This is a genomic window from Kitasatospora sp. NPDC091207 (assembly GCF_044768625.1).
GTDB lineage: Bacteria > Actinomycetota > Actinomycetes > Streptomycetales > Streptomycetaceae > Kitasatospora.
Genome location: NZ_JBIVVS010000003.1, coordinates 386,486 through 406,705, shown reverse-complemented (window position 1 = coordinate 406,705; position 20,220 = coordinate 386,486). Strand labels below are relative to the sequence as shown.

General features: G+C 73.2%; 11 protein-coding genes. 8 read left to right on the top strand and 3 right to left on the bottom strand.

The features are described 5' to 3' along the window. Positions 1-72 precede the first annotated feature (72 nt). Positions 73-825, top strand: coding sequence for a class I SAM-dependent methyltransferase (locus ACIQTO_RS09370; RefSeq protein ID WP_402385055.1), 753 nt, complete (start codon positions 73-75; stop codon positions 823-825). Positions 826-900: 75 nt separating this feature from the next. Here ACIQTO_RS09370 and glgP read toward each other — a convergent pair whose 3' ends face one another. Next, positions 901-3,627, bottom strand: a complete 2,727-nt coding sequence (gene glgP / locus ACIQTO_RS09365; RefSeq protein WP_402385052.1) for an alpha-glucan family phosphorylase — start codon at positions 3,625-3,627, stop codon at positions 901-903. 1,049 nt (positions 3,628-4,676) lie between these two features. On the opposite strand from glgP, the gene ACIQTO_RS09360 reads away from it, so the two are divergent. The 7 genes from ACIQTO_RS09360 to pyk all read left to right on the top strand — a co-directional run bounded on the left by ACIQTO_RS09360 (position 4,677) and on the right by pyk (position 17,922). Beyond that, positions 4,677-6,632, top strand: a complete 1,956-nt coding sequence (locus tag ACIQTO_RS09360; protein WP_402385255.1) for an alpha-1,4-glucan--maltose-1-phosphate maltosyltransferase — start codon at positions 4,677-4,679, stop codon at positions 6,630-6,632. After that, positions 6,629-8,353 carry a maltose alpha-D-glucosyltransferase gene (treS, locus tag ACIQTO_RS09355; RefSeq protein ID WP_402385049.1) on the top strand — a complete coding sequence of 575 codons (1,725 nt, stop codon included), beginning with the start codon at positions 6,629-6,631 and terminating at the stop codon, positions 8,351-8,353. The genes ACIQTO_RS09360 and treS overlap by 4 nt, the downstream gene beginning before the upstream one ends. Positions 8,354-8,592: 239 nt before the next feature. Beyond that, complete coding sequence (locus ACIQTO_RS09350; protein WP_402385046.1) at positions 8,593-10,080, top strand: phosphotransferase; 1,488 nt, start codon at positions 8,593-8,595, stop codon at positions 10,078-10,080. After that, on the top strand, positions 10,077-12,656 hold the full coding sequence (gene glgB / locus ACIQTO_RS09345) for a 1,4-alpha-glucan branching enzyme (RefSeq protein WP_402385252.1): 2,580 nt from the start codon (positions 10,077-10,079) through the stop codon (positions 12,654-12,656). Before ACIQTO_RS09350 ends, glgB begins: the two co-directional genes overlap by 4 nt. A gap of 346 nt (positions 12,657-13,002) precedes the next feature. Next, complete coding sequence (gene pta, locus ACIQTO_RS09340) at positions 13,003-15,189, top strand: phosphate acetyltransferase (RefSeq protein WP_402385044.1); 2,187 nt, start codon at positions 13,003-13,005, stop codon at positions 15,187-15,189. Next, entirely contained in the window at positions 15,186-16,400 is a 1,215-nt protein-coding gene (locus ACIQTO_RS09335; RefSeq protein ID WP_402385041.1) for an acetate kinase, read from the top strand. Before pta ends, ACIQTO_RS09335 begins: the two co-directional genes overlap by 4 nt. A gap of 94 nt (positions 16,401-16,494) precedes the next feature. Next, a complete protein-coding gene (gene pyk, locus ACIQTO_RS09330; protein ID WP_402385038.1) occupies positions 16,495-17,922 on the top strand; it encodes a pyruvate kinase in 1,428 nt (475 codons plus the stop codon). Positions 17,923-17,995: 73 nt separating this feature from the next. Here pyk and ACIQTO_RS09325 read toward each other — a convergent pair whose 3' ends face one another. Both ACIQTO_RS09325 and ACIQTO_RS09320 read right to left on the bottom strand, forming a co-directional pair. Continuing rightward, positions 17,996-19,477 carry a hypothetical protein gene (locus tag ACIQTO_RS09325; RefSeq protein WP_402385035.1) on the bottom strand — a complete coding sequence of 494 codons (1,482 nt, stop codon included), beginning with the start codon at positions 19,475-19,477 and terminating at the stop codon, positions 17,996-17,998. Further along, positions 19,474-20,148 (bottom strand): DUF6114 domain-containing protein, encoded by a 675-nt coding sequence (locus tag ACIQTO_RS09320; RefSeq protein ID WP_402385033.1) that lies wholly within the window; start codon positions 20,146-20,148, stop codon positions 19,474-19,476. The genes ACIQTO_RS09325 and ACIQTO_RS09320 overlap by 4 nt, the downstream gene beginning before the upstream one ends. Positions 20,149-20,220: the final 72 nt, after the last annotated feature.

The window sequence follows — 20,220 nt, the reverse complement described above, 5'->3', positions numbered from 1 at the left end:
TCCATTACCGAAAGGGCCTACCGTGGACCTCGGACCCACCGGCCCCCGGGCCGACGACCGAGGGAGCGGGACGTGACCGACCGGACGCACTGGCAGGGCTGGCAGCGCAGCTGGGACCGCCAGCAGGAGTGGTACCTGCCCGACCGCGAGGAACGGTTCCGCACCATGCTGGACGTGGTCGAGGCCGTCACCGGCCCCGCGCCGCGCGTCCTCGACCTGGCCTGCGGCACCGGCAGCATCAGCGAGCGGCTGCTCGCCCGGCTGCCCGGCGCGGTCAGCGTCGGCGTCGACCAGGACCCGGCGCTGATGGCCATCGCCCGCGGCCTCCTGGCCGACGAGCCCCGCTTCACCCTGGTGACCGCCGACCTCACGGACCCGGACTGGGCCGCCCGGCTCCCGCCCGGCCCGTACGACGCCGTGGTGACCGCCACCGCCCTGCACTGGCTGCGCACCGCCGACCTCGTCCGGCTCTACGGGGACCTCGCCGAACTGATCCGCCCCGGCGGGGTCTTCCTCAACGCCGACCACGCCCCCGAGTCGTCGATCCCGCTGCTCACCGCCGCCGACGAGGCCTTCCAGCAGCGCCGCCAGGAGCGCGAGCGGGGCGAGGGCGTCCTCGACTGGGCCGGCTGGTGGGCGGCGGCGGCGGCCGACCCGCTGCTCGCCGAGCAGGTCGCCGCCCGCGACACGATCTACGGCTCGCACGCCGCCGGCGCGTCGCACCCCGCCGACTGGCACACCGCGCGGCTCGTCGAGGCCGGGTTCCGCGAGGCCGGGGTGGCCTGGCGTTCCGTCACCGACGCCCTGGTCGCCGCCGTCCGGTAGGACCCGCCGGGCCGCCCGCGCCCCGGGCGGCCCGGGGTGGTGGGGAGAGCCGGACCGACCGGCCCTCCCCACCGCTCAACGCAGCAGCCCCGCGTCCATCCCCACCGACTCGGCCGGCAGGGCCACCAGGCCCAGCTCGGCCGGCGAGGCCAGCAGCGGATGGGCCGGCAGCACCCGGACGGTGTACCCGAACGGGCCGGTCCGGCAGAGCTCCAGCGAGCCCTCGTACCGGGTGCGCCCGTCGAGGTCCGGCCCGCTGACCGGCTTCAGGGCCAGCAGGCAGGCGTCCGAGATGCCGTCCGACTCGTCCACCCGCCCCGAGACCGCCTGCACCTCGACGTCGCCGGGCTCCAGCGCGCCCAGCGCGACCTGCACCCGCAGCGCCAGCGAGCTGCCCAGCTCCTGTGCCTCGTCCGGACACTCCGCCTCGACGTGCTCGACCCGGACGGCCGGCCAGGCCTCCCGCACCCGGGCCTTCCAGGCGGCCAGCGCGCGCGCCCCCGCGTACGGGACCGCTACTCGCCCGCTCGCCTCCGGTCGCTCGGCTCCGGCCGCCGCGAGCTCCCGCTGGGCCAGCGCCGCCGGGGTGTACAGCCGCTCGACGTACTCACGGACCATCCGCCCGGCCAGCACCTTGGGCCCGAGGGTGACCAGGGTGTGCCGGACCATGGCGATCCAGCGGTGCGGCAGCCCGTCCGCGCCCCGGTCGTAGAACCGGGCGGCCACCTGGTGCTCGATCAGGTCGTACAGCGCGGCGGCCTCGATGTCGTCCCGCCGCTCGGCCTCGCCGCTCTCCGGGTCGAGGACACCGCCGGTCTCGTCGGCGGTGGGGATCGCCCAGCCGTTCTGGCCGTCGTACCACTCGTCCCACCAGCCGTCCAGGACGGACAGGTTGAGGCAGCCGTTCAGCGCGGCCTTCATGCCCGAGGTGCCGCAGGCCTCCAGCGGGCGGAGCGGGTTGTTCAGCCAGACGTCGCAGCCCGGGTAGAGGTGGCGGGCCATCGCCATGTCGTAGTCCGGCAGGAAGACGATCCGGTGCCGGACGGCGGGGTCGTCGGCGAAGGCGACCATCTGCTGGATCAGCCGCTTGCCGCCGTCGTCGGCCGGGTGGGCCTTGCCGGCGACCACGATCTGCACCGGCCGGGTGGGGTTCAGCAGCAGGGCGCGCAGCCGCTCCTGGTCGCGCAGCATCAGGGTGAGCCGCTTGTAGGAGGGCACCCGGCGGGCGAACCCGATGGTGAGCACGTCCGGGTCGAGCACCGAGGAGACCCAGCCGAGTTCGGCCTCGCCCGCGCCGCGCTGGCGCCAGGAGGCACGCAGCCGCTGCCGGGCCTCGTCCACCAGCTGGGCGCGCAGGCTGCGGCGCAGCTCCCAGATCTCGGAGTTGCCGATCCGCTCCAGGCCCGTCCAGCGCTTGGCGTCGCCGGTGGTCATGGCGTCCTCGGCGCGGTCGGCGCCGATCTCGGCGGCGCCGAGCCGGACGACCGCCGGATCGATCCAGGTCGCCGCGTGGACGCCGTTGGTGACCGAGGTGATCGGCACCTCGGCGGCGTCGAAGCCCGGCCAGAGCCCGTTGAACATGGACCGGCTGACCTCGCCGTGCAGGGTGGAGACGCCGTTGGCGCGCTGGGCGAGCCGCAGGCCCATCGCGGCCATGTTGAACAGCTTCGGATCCCCGCCGCGCCAGGTCTCGGCGCCGAGCGCGAGCACCTGCTCGGCCGGGACACCGGGCAGCGCGGCGTCGCCGCCGAAGTGCCGGGCGACGAGCTCCCGGTCGAAGCGGTCGATGCCGGCCGGGACGGGCGTGTGGGTGGTGAACAGGGTGCCGGCCCGGACGGCCTCCAGGGCGGCCGCGAAGTCCAGGCCGGGCTCGGCCGGACCGTCGGCGATCAGCTCGCGGATCCGCTCGACGCCCAGGAAGCCGGCGTGGCCCTCGTTGGTGTGGAAGACCTCGGGGGCGGGGTGGCCGGTGAGCCGGCAGTAGGCGCGGACCGCGCGGACGCCGCCGATGCCGAGCAGCATCTCCTGGAGCAGCCGGTGCTCGCTGCCGCCGCCGTACAGCCGGTCGGTGACATCGCGCTCGGCGGGCGAGTTGGCCTCGATGTCGGAGTCGAGCAGCAGCAGTGGCACCCGCCCGACCTGGGCCCGCCAGACGTGCGCGGCGAGCGTGCGGCCGCCGGGCAGGGCCAGGTCGATCCGGCAGGGCGCGCCGTCACTCTCCCGGAGCAGCGTGACGGCGAGTTCGTCCGGGTCGAGGAGCGGGTAGCGCTCCTGCTGCCAGCCGTCCCGGTTGAGCGACTGCCGGAAGTACCCGTGCCGGTAGAACAGCCCCACCCCGATGATCGGGACGCCGAGGTCACTGGCCGCCTTGAGGTGGTCGCCGGCCAGGATGCCGAGCCCGCCGGAGTACTGCGGCAGCGCCGCGGCGATGCCGTACTCGGGCGAGAAGTAGGCGATGGCGGCGGGTTGCGAGCCACCGGCGACCGGTTGGTCGAGGCCGTGCTGGGCGGCCTGGTACCAGCGCGGGCCGGCCAGGTACTCCCGCAGGTCGTCGGCGAGGTCGCCGAGTCTGCGCAGGAACCGGCGGTCGGCGGCGAGCGCGGCGAGCCGGGCGGCCGGCACCTCCCCCAGGAGGCGCACCGGATCCTCCCCGGTGGCCGCCCAGACCTCCGGGTCCACGGACCGGAAGAGGTCCCTGGTCTCGGGGTGCCAGGACCAGCGCAGGTTGAGGGCCAGCTCGTGCAACGGCTGGAGTTGTTCGGGCAGGACGGTGCGGACGGTGAATCTGCGGATTGCCTTCACGGCGTGAAGCGTAGCCCCGGCGACTGTCATGATGGTGCGTCAAGTGGGCTATTGAGCCTCCGTTCGGCCTATTGATGAGATCGCATTCGGCGCATTGGGCTGCACAGGGGGCGCGCGCGGCGCACGTTCCGGCGGAACGCGCTACCAATGCGTGAACACTGCGGAACAGATCCATTTCCACCGGTGGAGCCGCCCCGGACAAAGCCCGAAACTACTGTCGTACCGCTGCAAAAGTCTTGTCGCCGGTGCGACTATGAACCAAGGTCGTGGGAGCTGCGGGGAGTGCGGCGACGGGTGGCGCCCTCCTTGAAGCAGCACGTCCGAATCCTTTTCGCGTTGATCGATTCCCAACCTTCTTAGCCCATTCGGCGCTCACCGCGCACCGACGCGTGTCCTCGAACTCGGCCTGCTCGTTCACGGGTGGGTTGGGTCGCCCAGGGGCGTGCCCCGAGAGGCGCGCGCCGGGACGCGCGCGGGCTCTCGGGCGCCCCTCCAGGGGCTCGGCGGGAGCGGGGCAGGTTGCCGGGGACGGCGGCGCGGGCAGGCTTCCGGTCGCACGTCCTCCCCACCCAGCAGTCCTCCCGGTACTCCCCCCGGCCGGCCGGCCCGCGGGAGCTGCCGCCGATCTCGGGCAGGAGTTTGGCATGCACGGCGACACGCGGGACCAGTCCACACCGGTGGCCGACAGCCACGACGCAGCGGTCGCGGAATCCGCCGGACGGATGGATTCTGACACTCGGACAGACGCGGCGATGCCGGGACCCCGGGGGGCCGGGGCTATCCGTACGGAGCAGCAGACCGAACCGGCCCGACAACCCGGGGCCGAGGAGGACCGGCCGGCGGCACCCCGCGGCCGCGCCACCACGCGCCGCACGACCGCCGCCACCGCCGCCGACACCGAGGCCACCGCCACCGCGAAGGCCGGCCCGACGACCCGCCGGGCACCCGCCCGCACCACGGCCGCGCGCGGGGAGACCGGCCGGAAGCCGGCCGCCCGCAAGACCGCTGCCCGCAAACCCGCCGCCCGCAAGACGACAGAGAGCGACACCGTGATCGGCCGCATCCCCGTCCTGGACGTCAGCCCCCTCGTCGACGCCGGCCGTCGCCCGGCCAAGGCGGTGGTCGGCGAGACCTTCGTGGTCACCGCCACCGTGTTCCGGGAGGGCCACGACGCGGTGAACGCCAACGTCGTCCTGCGCGACCCGCGCGGCCGCAGCGGCCCGTGGACGCCGATGCGCGAACTCGCCGAGGGCACCGACCGCTGGGGCGCCCAGGTCACCCCGACCGCGCCGGGCCGCTGGTCCTACCTGGTGGAGGCGTGGAGCGACCCGCTCGCCACCTGGCGCAAGGTGGCCGCGGTGAAGCTGCCCGCCGGGATCGACACCGCGCTGGTCCTGGAGGAGGGCGCGCTGCTGCTGGAGCGGGCCGCCGGCGGCGTGCCGAAGAAGGAGGGCCGGGCGCACGTGCTGGCCGCGCTCGACGCGCTGCGCGACACCGGCCTGCCGCCGCTGTCCCGGCTGGCCGCGGCACTCGCCCCCGAGGTGCTCGACCTGCTGGCCCGCTTCCCGCTGCGCGAACTGGTGAGCGCCTCCCGCCCGCTCCCCCTGCAGGTGGACCGCGAACGCGCGCTGTACGGCTCCTGGTACGAGTTCTTCCCCCGCTCGGAGGGCGCGGTGGTCGACCCGGCCGGCGTCGAGCCGCCGCGCTCGGGCACCCTGCGCACCGCCGCCGAGCGGCTGCCCGCCGTCGCCGCGATGGGCTTCGACGTGGTCTACCTGCCGCCGGTCCACCCGATCGGCCGAGCCTTCCGCAAGGGCCCGGACAACACCCTGACGGCCGGTCCGCACGACGTCGGCTCACCCTGGGCGATCGGCTCGCCGGAGGGCGGCCACGACGCCGTTCACCCCGACCTCGGCACCATCGAGGACTTCGACCACTTCGTCGCCGAGGCCGAGGCGCTGCACCTGGAGGTGGCCCTGGACTTCGCGCTCCAGTGTTCGCCGGACCACCCCTGGGTGAACAAGCACCCGGAATGGTTCAGCCACCGCGCCGACGGCACCATCGCCTATGCCGAGAACCCGCCGAAGAAGTATCAGGATATTTATCCGATCAACTTCGACCAGGACATGGACGGAATCGTCAAGGAAACGCTCCGCGTCCTCCGGTTCTGGATGACCCACGGCGTGCGGATCTTCCGGGTCGACAACCCGCACACCAAGCCGGTGCTGTTCTGGGAGAAGGTGCTCGCCGACATCGCCCGCACCGACCCGGACGTCGTGTTCCTGGCGGAGGCGTTCACCCGGCCCGCGATGATGCAGACGCTCGGAAAGATCGGTTTCCACCAGTCGTACACGTACTTCACCTGGCGCACCACCAAGCAGGAGCTCATCGATTACCTCACCGAGCTCGCCGGTGACGCCGCCGCCTACATGCGGCCGAACTTCTTCGCCAACACCCCGGACATCCTGCACGCCTACCTGCAGACCGGCGGCCGGGCCGGGTTCGCGATCCGCGCCGTGCTGGCCGCCACCCTCTCCCCCAGCTACGGCGTCTACGCCGGCTACGAGCTGTACGAGGACGAGCCGGCCCACCCGGGCTCGGAGGAGTACCTGCACTCCGAGAAGTACGAACTCCGGCCCCGCGACTGGACCCGCACCGACAGCCTCGCCCCGCTGCTCACCGTGCTGAACCGGCTGCGCCGCCGGCACCCCTCGCTCCAGCAGCTGCGCGGCCTGCGCTTCCACTCCACCGACAACGACCAGGTGCTCGCCTTCTCCAAGACCGCCACCACGGCCGACGGCCTGACCGACCACGTCATCACGGTGGTCAACCTCGACCCGCACCACGCCCAGGAGGCCACCGTCACCCTCGACGGGGACGGCCCGTTCGCGGTGCACGACGAACTCACCGGCGCCGCCTACACCTGGGGCCGGCACAACTACGTCCGGCTCGATCCCTCAGCCGAGCCGGCTCACCTCCTCACGGTTCGGAGGAACCCAGCGTGACAGTGAACGAGCCCGTGCCCGACACCTTCCCCGAGACCTCGAAGAAGAACCTGGACCCGGAGTGGTTCAAGCGTGCGGTCTTCTACGAGGTCCTGGTGCGGTCCTTCCAGGACAGCAACGGCGACGGGATCGGGGACCTCAGGGGGCTCACGTCCAAGCTCGACTACCTCCAATGGCTCGGGGTCGACTGCCTCTGGCTGCCGCCGTTCTTCGCCTCGCCGCTGCGCGACGGCGGGTACGACGTCGCGGACTACAAGTCGGTCCTGCCGGAGTTCGGCGACCTGGCCGACTTCATGGAGTTCGTGGACGCCGCGCACGCCCGCGGCATGCGCGTGGTCATCGACTTCGTCATGAACCACACCAGTGACCAGCACCCCTGGTTCCAGGCCTCCCGGGAGGACCCGGACGGCCCGTACGGCGACTTCTACATGTGGGCCGACGACGACAAGCAGTATCCGGACGCCCGGATCATCTTCGTCGACACCGAGACCTCCAACTGGACCTACGACCCGGTGCGCAAGCAGTACTTCTGGCACCGCTTCTTCTCCCACCAGCCGGACCTCAACTACGACAACCCCCGGGTCCAGGACGAGATGATCGCCGGGCTGCGGTTCTGGCTCGACCTCGGCATCGACGGCTTCCGGCTGGACGCCGTGCCGTACCTGTTCGCCCGCGAGGGCACCAACTGCGAGAACCTGCCGGAGACGCACGAGTTCCTCCAGCGGGTCCGCAAGGAGATCGACGCCAACTACCCCGACACCGTGCTGCTCGCCGAGGCCAACCAGTGGCCGGAGGACGTCGTCGACTACTTCGGCGACTTCGCCTCCGGCGGCGACGAGTGCCACATGGCGTTCCACTTCCCGGTGATGCCGCGCATCTTCATGGCGGTCCGCCGGGAGTCCCGCTACCCGGTGTCGGAGATCCTCGCCAAGACCCCGCGCATCCCGCACGGCTGCCAGTGGGGCATCTTCCTGCGCAACCACGACGAGCTGACCCTGGAGATGGTCACCGACGAGGAGCGCGACTACATGTACGCGGAGTACGCCAAGGACCCCCGGATGCGTGCCAACGTGGGCATCCGCCGCCGGCTGGCCCCGCTGCTGGAGAACGACCGCAACCAGATCGAGCTGTTCACCGCCCTGCTGCTCTCCCTGCCGGGCTCCCCGGTGCTCTACTACGGGGACGAGATCGGGATGGGCGACAACATCTGGCTGGGCGACCGGGACGGCGTGCGCACGCCGATGCAGTGGACCCCGGACCGCAACGCGGGTTTCTCGTCCGCCGACCCGGGCAGGCTCAGTCTGCCGCCCATCATGGATCCGGTGTACGGCTACCAGGTGACCAACGTCGAAGCGCAGCAGACCAGTTCGAGTTCACTGCTGCACTGGACGCGTCGCATGATCGAGATCCGGAAGCTCAACTCGGCGTTCGGTCTCGGCACGTACACCGAACTGCCCTCCAGCAATCCCGCGGTCCTGGCCTTCGTGCGCGAGCACGAGGGTGACCTGGTCATGTGCGTGAACAACTTCTCCCGCTTCGCGCAGCCGACCGAACTCGACCTGCGGCAGTACGGAGGGCGGTACCCGGTCGAGCTGATCGGCGGGGTGCGCTTCCCCTCGATCGGCGAGTGGCCGTACCTGCTCACCCTCGCCGGACACGGCTTCTACTGGTTCCAGCTCCGGCAGCCCCCGCGCCTGAGCGGCGCCAGGCGATCGAAGTAACGATCCGCCAGGAGCACCCGCCTCACCAAACCCTCCGGGGGCGCGAGAGTTGAACCCCCCGCGCCCCCGGAGGTCTCTGCACCACCGCGTACGGAGAACAGCCCAACGGCCACCCACACGAAGGCGTGACACCTGAGCCCCGCTCGCGTGCCGTCGCCGCCGCGCCGCCGAAATCCGGAAGACTGACGGACCCGGCCAGACCCGTCGGGCAGTCCGCCCGCTTCCGGGGAAAGGGAGTCATGTCCGAAACCTCCCGTTCTCAAGCCCATGTGCACCGCGACACCCCCACCGGCCCCGCGCCGGTGGGCACCCGCGGCGCCGCGGCCCGGAGAACCGCCCTGGGGGTCAGCGAACTCGTCCAGGCGGCCCTGCCGCTGATCGCCGAGTGGCTCCCCACCCAGCGCTGGTACGCCGGCAAGGGGCGGCCCATCACCGGCCTCACCCCCGTGGTCGGCACCCCGCTCCAGGTCGGCGACCCGGCCCTGCTGCACCTGCTGCTGCGGGTCGAGCACGCCACCACCGCCGGGGCTCCGCACGGGGACATCTACCAGCTGCTGCTCGGCATCCGCTCGGAGGGTCCGGCCGACATCGAGCCGACCGCCGTCCTCGGCCGGCTCAACCAGGGCCCGTACGACGGCGCGGCGCTCTACGACGCGGTGCACGACCCCGAGCTGACCGGGCGGCTGCTGGAACACCTGGCCACCGGCGACCGGTTCGGCTCACTGTCGTTCCGCCGCACCCCCGGCTCCGGGCTGCCCACCAACCTCCCCGGGCGCGCCTCCACCGCCGAGCAGTCCAACAGCTCGGTCATCTACGGCACCTCGTACATCCTCAAGCTGTTCCGCCGCATCCACCCCGGCACCAACCCCGACCTGGAGCTCTCGCTGGCGCTCTCCCGGGCCGGCTCCACCCGGATCCCCCGGGTCGCGGCCTGGTTCGAGAGCCGGCTGGAGCGCGCCGAACCGGCCACCCTCGGGCTGCTCCAGCGCTACCTCCCGGAGGCCGAGGACGGCTGGGAGCTGGCCCTGGACCAGGTGGGCCGGCTCAAGGGCGACCCGTCGCCGGGCAACTTCGCGATCGAGGCGCACCGGCTCGGCCGGGCCACCGCCGAGGTCCACCGGGTACTGGCCCGCTCGATGCCGGTCACCCGGCTGGACCGCACCCAGACCCGGCAACTGGCCACCGCGATGGCCGACCGCCTCGACAGCGCGGTGGCCGCCGTGCCCGGACTGCTCCGCTACCGGGCCGCGCTGCGCACCGCCTTCCAGCAACTCGCCGACGCCCACCCGGACGGCATGCCGGTCCAGCGGATCCACGGCGACCTCCACCTCGGGCAGGCCATGCGCACCCCGCACGGCTGGGTCCTGCTGGACTTCGAGGGCGAGCCGGCCAAGTCCGTCGCCGAACGGCGCGAACCGCAGACCGCGCTGCGCGACGTCGCCGCGATGCTCCGCTCCTTCGACTACGCGGCCGCCCACCTGCTGGCCGGCGCGCCGGCCGACCCCGAGCTGGCCCACCTCGCCGCCGCCTGGGCACAGCGCAACCGCACCGCCTTCTGCGCCGGCTACACCGCCGGCGGCGGCACCGACCCGGCCGCCTCGCCCGAGCTGATGCGCGCCCTGGAGATCGACAAGGCGGTGTACGAGGTGGTCTACGAGGCCCGTCACCGGCCCGGCTGGCTGCCGATCCCGCTGGCCGCGATCAACCGGCTGGCCCTGACCGTCTGACGGCCCGCCGCCCGACCCGCTCCGCGCCCGCCCCGCGGAGAACGCCCGCCCCGCCACCGACGCCCCCGGCCACCCCGATTCCGCAGGAGGACCACGCCGTGACGCCGCTCGACCCGCCCGGCCGCACCCCCCGTACCGTGCCTGCCACCTTCCTGGCGGGCCCGGACTCCCCCCAGCGCGAGCCCTCGGCGGCGGCCCGGCGGGCCGAACCGCGCCGCCCGGCGGCCGACGCCGGCCCGGCCCCCTCCGCCGACACGTCCGCCGGCCCCCTTGCCGACACTCCTGCCGACGCCCCGGCCGAACCCTCCGCCGGACCCCTGACCGACCTCCTCCCCGGCCCGGACAGCGCCGGCGACGGCCCGCCCGCCCCGCCCGGAGCGCTGCGGCTGCCCGAGGCGCCGCTGCCGCCGGCCGAGGTGGACCGGCTGGTCGCCGGCCTGCACCACGACCCGCACGCCCTGCTCGGCGCCCATCCGGTGCACGGCGGCACCGCGATCCGGGTGCTGCGCCCGTTCGCCGAGCGGGTCGTGGTGGAGACCGCGCACGGCCCGGCCGAGCTCACCCACCAGCAGAACGGCCTCTTCACCGGCCTGCTGGCCGGCACCGAGGTGCCCGACTACCGGCTGCTGGTGACGTACCCCGGCGGCGAGCCGCTGCGGCAGCACGACGGCTACCGCACCCCGCCCACCCTCGGCGAGCTGGACCTGCACCTGATCTCCGAGGGCCGGCACGAGCAGCTCTGGCAGGCGCTCGGCTCGCACGTGCGCACCGTCGACGGGGTGCCCGGCACCGCCTTCGCGGTCTGGGCGCCGAACGCGGTGGGCGTCCGGCTGATCGGGGACTTCAACCACTGGGACGGCACCGCGTACCCGATGCGCTCGCTGGGCTCGTCCGGCGTCTGGGAGCTGTTCGTGCCGGGCCTGGCCGAGGGCACCCAGTACAAGTACGAGATCCACACCCGGCAGGGCTGGGTGCTCGACAAGGCCGACCCGCTGGCGCGGGCGGCGCAGTGCCCGCCGGGCACCGCCTCGGTCGTCACCTCCTCCTCCTACCGCTGGCAGGACGGCGAGTGGATGGCCCGCCGGGCCCGCGCCGCGCACCACCGGGCGCCGATGTCGGTGTACGAGCTGCACCTGCCCTCCTGGCGGCCCGACCTCACCACCTACCGGGCGATCGCCGACGAACTGCCGGCCTACCTCAAGGAGTTGAACTTCACCCACGTGGAGTTCATGCCGGTGATGGAGCACCCCTTCGGCGGCTCCTGGGGCTACCAGGTCTCCGGCTACTACGCGCCCACTGCCCGGCTCGGCGGCCCCGACGACTTCCGCCACCTGGTCGACACCCTGCACCGGCACGGCATCGGCGTGATCGTCGACTGGGTGCCCGCGCACTTCCCCAAGGACGACTTCGCCCTCGCCCGGTTCGACGGCGAGCCGCTGTACGAGCCGGCCGACCCGCTGCGCGCCGAGCACCCCGACTGGGGCACCCTGGAGTTCGACTACGGCCGGACCGAGGTGCGCAACTTCCTGGTCGCCAACGCGGTGTACTGGTGCGAGGAGTTCCACATCGACGGCCTGCGGGTGGACGCCGTCGCCTCGATGCTCTACCTCGACTACTCCCGTGAGGGCGGCGAGTGGACGCCCAACCAGCACGGCGGCCGGGAGAACCTGGACGCGGCCGCCTTCCTCCAGGAGATGAACGCCACCGTCTACCGGCGCTGCCCCGGAGTGGTCACCATCGCCGAGGAGTCGACCGCCTGGACCGGCGTCACCCGGCCCACCGACAGCGGCGGCCTGGGCTTCGGCCTGAAGTGGAACATGGGCTGGATGCACGACTCGCTGGTCTACATGTCCAAGGAGCCGGTGCACCGCAAGTACCACCACAACGAGATCACCTTCTCGATGGTGTACGCCTACTCGGAGAACTACGTCCTGCCGATCTCGCACGACGAGGTGGTGCACGGCAAGCAGGCGCTGGTCTCCAAGATGCCCGGCGACTGGTGGCAGCAGCGCGCCAACCACCGCGCCTACCTGGGCTTCATGTGGGCCCACCCGGGCAAGCAACTCCTCTTCATGGGGCAGGAGTTCGCCCAGGGCGCGGAGTGGGACCACGAGCAGGGCCCGCAGTGGTGGGTGCTCGACGAGCGGACCTGGCCGGCCGCCCCGGACCACCTCGGGGTGCGCCGCCTGGTCCGCGACCTGAACCGCCGCTACCTCGACGCCCCCGCGCTCTGGGAGCAGGACACCACGCCGGACGGCTTCCGCTGGCTGGACGGCGGCGCGGCCGAGGACAACCTGCTCTCCTTCGTCCGGTACGCCGCCGACGGCACGCCGCTGGTCGCCGTCTGCAACTTCTCCCCCGTCGTCCGGCACGGCCACCGGGTCGGCCTGCCCGCCCTCGACGGCCGCGACCAGCTCTGGGAGGAGGTGCTGAACACCGACGCCGAGAGCTACGGCGGCGCCGGCATCGGCAACTCGCACCCGGTGAAGGCCGAGAGCGTCCCCTGGAACGACCAGCCCCGCAGCGCCGAACTCGTCCTGCCCCCGCTCGCCACCCTCTGGCTCCGCCCGGCCTGAGGACACCCCCGCCGGTGCCGGGCCGTCGTGCCCGGCACCGGCGGGATCCCGGGCTCCCCCTGGCACCGGTCACCGGCCGGCGGGGGCCTCGCGGGTGTGGTGACTCCTGGGATTCCTCCGTCTCCCGCTGCCGGCGGGCTGCCGGGCCTTCCCGGTCCGGCGCGGGCGCGCGGGCGATCGCCGGAGCCGTCCGGCCCGGAGCCCGCTCGCACCCTGATCCACCCCCTCCCGGCATGACCTTCGCCCCTTGCCCCGGGCGGGGCCCTCTGCTCGCGGACCTCCGGTCGCGGTGCGAAGGTATGGTCGATATGACCATCCTTTGAGACGACGGGACGGAGAGACCCACGTGGCGCGCAGCGTGTACGTGACCGGGATCGACCGGGGGGACGGCCGGCAGGCGGTCGAACTCGGGGTCATGGAACTGCTCACCCGCCAGGTGGACCGGGTCGGGGTGTTCCGGCCCCTGGTGCACGCCCACGCGCCCGGGGAGCGCGGCTCCGACCACGTCGTCGAACTGCTCCGCACCCGCTACCGGGTGGAGCTGCCCGCCGCCGAGCTGTACGGGCTCACCTACGAGGAGGCGGCCGCCCTGCAGGCCGCCCAGGGCCAGGACGAGCTGGTCTCCACCCTCGTCGACCGGTTCCGGGCGCTGGAGCGGCGCTGCCAGGCGGTCCTGGTGCTCGGCACCGACTTCGCGGACACCAACATCCCCGACGAGCTTGCCTTCAACGCCCGCCTCGCCAATGAGTTCGGCGCCGCCGTGCTGCCGGTGGTCGGCGGCCACTCCGAGGATCCGGCGGCGGTGATCGCCGAGGTCCGCAACGCCCACCGGGCCTACACCGACCTCGGCTGCGAGACGCTGGCGATGGTCGCCAACCGGGTCGCCCCCGGCGCCAAGCAGCGGATCCAGCGCACGCTCACCGAGAAGCTGCCGATCCCCGCGTACGTCATCCCCGAGGAGCCGGCGCTGGCCGCCCCGACCGTCGCGCAGCTGGTCGAGGCCACCGGCGCGGAGGTGCTGATCGGCGACGCGGCCGGGCTGGCCCGCGACGTCCGCGGCTTCGTCTTCGGCGGCGCCATGCTGCCGACCTTCCTGGACGCGCTGACCGAGGGCGCCCTGGTGGTCACCCCCGGGGACCGCGCCGACCTGGTGATCGGCTCGCTGGCCGCGCACGCCGCCGGCGCCCCGCCGATCGCCGGCGTCCTGCTGACGCTCGGCCAGCACCCCGGGCCGAACGTGATGGCGCTGGCCGCCCGGCTGGCCCCCGGCACCCCGGTCGCCGTCGTCCCCGAGGGCAGCTGGCTCACCGCCGCCGCCCTCACCCATCTGGAGGGCAAGCTCTCCGCGGCCAGCCCGCGGAAGGCCGAGATCGCCCTCGGCCTCTTCGAACTCCACGTCGACACAGCCGAGTTGACCAATCGGATCGAGGTCGGCCGGTCCGGGCGGGTCACCCCGATGATGTTCGAGCACGCGCTGCTGGAGCGGGCCAGGGCGGCCCGCCGGCACGTGGTCCTCCCCGAGGGGGCCGAGGAGCGGGTGCTGCGCGCGGCCGAGGTGCTGCTCCGCCGCAACATCTGCGACCTCACCCTGCTCGGCGACGCCGACGCCGTCCGCCGCAAGGCCGCCGCCCTCGGCATCGGCCTCCCGGAGGCGGGCCAGGCCGACGGGGACCCGGCGGCCGACCGGGCCCGGGTCCGGATCGTCGACCCGGCCACCAGCCCGCTGCGCCGGCAGTTCGCCGAGCTGTACGCGAAGCTGCGCGCCCACAAGGGGATGACCGTCGAACTGGCGCTGGACGTCGTGACGGACGTCAGCTACTTCGGCACCCTGATGGTCCAGGAGGGCATCGCCGACGGCATGGTCTCCGGCGCGGTGCACTCCACCGCCGCCACCATCCGGCCCGCCTTCGAGGTGATCAAGACCGCGCCGGGCGCCGCGATCGTCTCCTCGGTCTTCTTCATGTGCCTGGCCGACAAGGTGCTGGTCTACGGCGACTGCGCGGTCAACCCCGACCCGAACGCCCAGCAGCTCGCCGACATCGCCATCCAGTCCGCCGCCACCGCCGCCCAGTTCGGTGTGGAGCCCCGGGTCGCGATGCTCTCCTACTCCACCGGCACCTCCGGCTCCGGCGCCGACGTCGACAAGGTCCGCAAGGCCACCGAACTCGTCCGCGAGCTGCGGCCGGACATCCTGGTCGAGGGCCCGATCCAGTACGACGCGGCGGTGGACGCCCACGTCGCGGCCACCAAGCTGCCGGGCTCGCCGGTCGCCGGCCGGGCCACCGTACTGATCTTCCCGGACCTCAACACCGGCAACAACACCTACAAGGCGGTCCAGCGCTCGGCCGGCGCGGTGGCGGTCGGGCCGGTCCTCCAGGGGCTGCGCAAGCCCGTCAACGACCTGTCGCGCGGCGCGCTCGTCGAGGACATCGTCAACACCGTCGCGATCACCGCCATCCAGTCGCAGGAGCGCGGCCTCCCGCAGACGCCCGCCGCCCCGTCGCAGGACCGCACCGAAGGAGCCCCGGCATGAGTGAAGGCACCCGCGTCCTGGTCCTGAACGCCGGTTCCTCGTCGGTGAAGTACCAGCTGATCGACATGCTGGACGGCGCCCGGCTGGCCGCCGGCCTGGTCGAGCGGATCGGCGAGGCGAACGGCCGGCTGGCGCACACCCCGCGCACCGGCGGGAAGCGCGAGACGATCCAGGTCTTCCCCGACCACTCCGCCGCCCTGAAGGCCGTCGCCGAGGAGCTCGCCGCCGACGGCGTCGGGCTGGACTCCCCCGAGCTGGCCGCGATCGGCCACCGGGTGGTCCACGGCGGGCTGCGGTTCACCGAGCCGACCGTGATCACCGACGAGGTGCTCAAGGAGATCCGCCGGCTGATCCCCGTCGCCCCGCTGCACAACCCGGCCAACATCACCGGCATCGAGGTGGCCCGCGCGCTGCGCCCGGACCTGCCGCAGGTCGCCGTCTTCGACACCGCCTTCCACGCCTCGATGCCGGAGTACGCGGCCCGGTACGCCGTGGACAAGGCGGTCGCGGACGAGCACCGGGTGCGCCGCTACGGCTTCCACGGCACCTCCCACCAGTACGTCTCGCGGGCCACCGCCCGGCTGCTCGGCAAGGACCCGGCCGAGGTGAACGTGATCGTCCTGCACCTGGGCAACGGTGCCTCCGCCTCGGCGGTCGCCGGCGGCCGCTGCGTGGACACCTCGATGGGCCTGACTCCGCTGGAGGGCCTGGTGATGGGCACTCGTTCGGGTGACATCGACGCGGGCGTGGTGTTCCACCTGCACCGGGTCGGCGGGCTCTCGATCGACGAGATCGACAACCTGCTCAACCGCCGCAGCGGGCTGCTGGGGCTGTGCGGCGACAACGACATGCGCGAGATCATGCGGCGGGCCGAGGAGGGGGACGCGGACGCCCGGCTGGCGTTCGACGCCTACATCCACCGGCTGCGCAAGTACATCGGCGGCTACTACGCGGTGCTCGGCCGGGTGGACGCGATCGCGTTCACGGCCGGCGTCGGCGAGAATGCGGCTCCGGTAAGGGCCGCGGCCATCGCCGGGCTGGCCGAGCTGGGCATCGCGGTGGACCCCGAGCTGAACTCGGTGCGCTCCGGCGAGGCCCGGATCATCTCGCCCGCGTACGGCCGGGTCGCGGTCGCCGTGGTGCCCACCGACGAGGAACTGGAGATCGCGCGACAGGCCTTCGCCCTGGTGCACCGGCAGTCCGGGGGCTGACACACCGTCGTCTCGCCCCTCGGAATCCTTCGTCGGCGATTCCTCACGCTTCGTGCCGAATGCACCTATAACACGAACGGATAGACTGATCCATATGCGCCGAGCGAAAATTGTCTGCACCCTGGGTCCGGCCACGGACTCCTACGAACAGCTGAAGGCCATCGTCGAGGCGGGCATGAACGTCGCCCGACTGAACATGAGCCACGGCACCCACGCGGACCACGAGGAGCGGTACCGAAAGGTCCGCCAGGTCTCGGAGGACACCGGCAAGGCCATCGGCGTCCTTGCCGACCTCCAGGGCCCCAAGATCCGCCTGGCCACCTTCGCCAACGGTCCGGTGACCGTCGACAACGGTGACGAGTTCATCATCACCACCGAGGACGTCCCCGGTGACCAGCACATCTGCGGGACCACCTACAAGGGCCTGCCCGGCGACGTGAAGCCCGGCGACCCGATCCTGATCAACGACGGCGTCATCGCCCTGGAGGTCGTCAGCGTCGACGGCCCGCAGGTCAAGACCGTGGTCGTCGAGGGCGGCGTGCTCTCGAACAACAAGGGCATCAACCTGCCCGGTGCGGCCGTGAACGTGCCCGCCCTGTCCGAGAAGGACAAGGACGACCTGCGCTTCGCGCTGGAGCTGGGCGTCGACATGGTCGCGCTCTCCTTCGTCCGCAACGCGGCCGACATCAAGGACGTCCACGAGGTCATGGACGCGGTCGGCATCCGGCTGCCGGTCATCGCCAAGATCGAGAAGCCGCAGGCCGTCGAGGCCATGGAGGAGATCGTCCTCGCCTTCGACGCCATCATGGTCGCCCGCGGCGACCTGGCCGTCGAGTACCCGCTGGAGCGGGTGCCGCTGGTCCAGAAGCGGCTGATCACGCTGGCCCGCCGGAACGCCAAGCCGGTGATCGTCGCGACCCAGATGATGGAGTCGATGATCCACGCCTCGCGCCCGACCCGCGCCGAGGTCTCCGACGTCGCCAACGCGATCCTGGACGGCACCGACGCGGTCATGCTGTCCGCCGAGTCCAGCGTCGGCAAGTACCCGATCGAGACGGTCCGCACCATGAGCCGGATCGCCGAGAAGGCCGAGGAGGAACTGCTCTCGCAGGGCCTCCAGCCGCTGAACCCGGGCCGCAAGCCGCGCACCCAGGGCGGCTCGATCGCCCGCGCCGCGTGCGAGCTGGGCGACTTCCTCAACGGCAAGGCGCTGGTCGCGTTCACCAAGTCCGGTGACACCGCGCGCCGGCTCTCCCGGTACCGTTCGCCGATCCCGGTGATCGCGTTCACCCCGGACAACGCCACCCGCAACCAGCTCTCGCTGAGCTGGGGCGTCGAGGCGCACGTCACCGAGCAGGTCGGCTCCACCGACGAGATGGTGGCCCAGGTCGACCGCGAGCTGCTCAAGATCGGCCAGCTGGACCAGGGCGACACCGTCATCGTCACCGCCGGCTCGCCCCCCGGCGTCCCCGGCAACACCAACATGGTCCAGGTGCACCACCTGGGCACCCGGAGCGAGTAGACCCCGGTCCGGAACAACGCCCGTGTGGCGGCCCCTCCTCAGCGGAGGGGCCGCCCCACGGGCGTCTTGCGGGCTACTTGTCGCTGTACGGCTCGTCGTCGTTGTAGAGGTGCATGCCGGGGATCTTGAGCGTGCCGCCGAACTGGCCGGCCTGCTTGGCGGTGACACCGGTGAGTTCGAGGTCCAGCGGGATCGGGATGGCGCCGATCAGGTCGTACAGCCAGCGCGGCAGGGTGTCCGGGGTGAGGGTGATCTCGCCCAGGTCGATCGGGATCGGCAGACCGAGCAGCTTCGAGAGGTGCCCGGAGAGCCGCTCCACGTACATGGTCACCGGCCCCTGGCGCATCGTCGAGGTCGAGCCCGGGGCGCCCTTGACGTGGAAGGTCTTGCCGTTGCCCTCCAACGTCGACATGTCGAGGTTCTCGATGTCCACGCTGTCGACCACGAACTTCAGCACCCGCTTGGTGCCGGTGGGCGTCCGCACGTCGTAGACGCCGTGGAAGACCGCGCCGTGCAGGCCCAGCCGGCTGGTCCTCAGCGTCCAGTTCTGCTCCGGGACGACGTGCCCGGGGGCGGGCGCGCCGGCGGTCAGACCGCGCGCGTCCACCTCGCAGTTCGGGTTGGCGGACGGCGAACCGGACGGCGAGGGCGTGCTGCCGGCACCCGCGGTGGGCGCCGCCTTCGGGCTCGCCTTGCCGCTGGTGGACGCCTTCGGGCTCGCCTTGCCACTGGTGGCCGCCGGGGGCTGCGTGGCGGCGGTGGTCGCGGCCGGGGCCTGCGGCGCGGCCGGGGACGGCGGTGCCTGGGGGTCCTGGGACGGCTGCGCCGCCGGGGCGGCCGCACGGGCGCCGGGGGCGGGCGCGCCCGCGGCGGACGGTGCCGTGGCCCCGGCCTGGCCGGTGCTCGGGCCCGGGTTCTGGCCGGCGCCCGGGGTCTGGCCCTGGCCCGCCGACGGGCTGGGCGAACCGCTCGGGTTGATCAGGTGGGTGATGCCGCCGACGAGGTCGTCGATGAGCCCGGCCTGCGCCACACCGCCGGAGCCGCCGGTGGCGGATCGGGCGGCGGCGGGCTTCGCGGCCCCGGTCGTCGGTGCGGGCGCCGCCGGCCCGCTCGGCGCGGCGGTGGTCGGCACGGCACCGGTGGGCGCGGCGGTGGTCGGCGCGGCGGTGGTGGGCGCCGCCGTCGTGGGCGCGGCGGTCGGCCCGGGCGTCGGCACCGTCGTCGGGACGGTGGTGGGCGCCGTGGCGGCCCCGGTCGGGGCGGTGGACGGGCCGGGCAGCGGCGTCAGCTCGTCCTTGGGGACGGGCGTCTCCTCCACCGGCGCGACGTCCGGGACGGTCTCCGGCGCCGTGGCGCACGGCTTGCCCGCGGAGGTCTCGGCGATCGCGGTGTTCGGCGTGTAGGCGGCGGCCATCAGCAGCGCGGTCGGCACGGCGGCCATCGCCAGCGCCCGCCCTCTGAGCCGGATCCGGACGGGCGTACGGGGCGCCGCGTGCCGCGCGGAGCGTTGCTCCGGCAGCGAGGGCCCGGCCTGCGGCTCCTGCGACCCGGTCACCGTGCCTCCTTCTGGTCACCGGTCTGCCGCAGCGGGACACCGGCCCCGGCGGCGGCCGGGTCGGTCCCCGGGGCCGGCGGCTCGGCCTGCGCGGGGACCACCGGCAGCGGCGCGGTGGCGCCCTCGGCGGCGGTCTGCGTGGCGGTCCCGGTCCGCGCGGCGGAATCGGCGGTCCCGGACTTCACGAGGGTCGCGGCGGTCCCGGCCCGCGCGAGCGGCTCGGCGCCCGTCGACCCGTCGGCGCCGGCCTCGGCGTCCTCGGGCCGGTTCGGCGCCCAGGCGAGCATCAGCCCACCACCGATCAGCCCCGGCAGCAGGGCCAGCCCGAACCCGGAGAGGTTGGAGACCGGGATCGAGACCAGGGTCAGCAGCGAGGTGGCGACACCGGCGAAGAAGCGGACGGCCGGCTGGAACCAGGCGGTCAGCCCCAGCACGATCAGCAGGACCCCGATGATCAGCGACCCGGCGCCACCGGTGGTGGCCATCTGCACGGTCATGCCGCTCAACGAGAGCTTGGCGTACGGGAAGTACATGATCGGGACGCCGGCGATCATGGCCAGCAGGCCGCCGTAGAACGGCCGGGACCGGCGGAAGGTACGGAACACCCGACGCACCCACTGGGCGGGGTTCTCGTGCTCGGCGGGCCGGTACTCGGCAAGGGCGCTGGACACGATGCAGCTCCTCGATGGTGTGAACGAGGCGAAAACGGGAGGGGGAGGACCGGGAGCGGCACACGCCGCCCC

What these genes read in the sequence shown, in the direction of transcription:
- ACIQTO_RS09350 (WP_402385046.1), top strand. Translation starts at nt 8,593, where the DNA reads ATGTCCGAAACCTCCCGTTCTCAAGCCCATGTGCACCGCGACACCCCC.
- ACIQTO_RS09335 (WP_402385041.1), top strand. Translation starts at nt 15,186, where the DNA reads ATGAGTGAAGGCACCCGCGTCCTGGTCCTGAACGCCGGTTCCTCGTCG.
- pyk (WP_402385038.1), top strand. Translation starts at nt 16,495, where the DNA reads ATGCGCCGAGCGAAAATTGTCTGCACCCTGGGTCCGGCCACGGACTCC.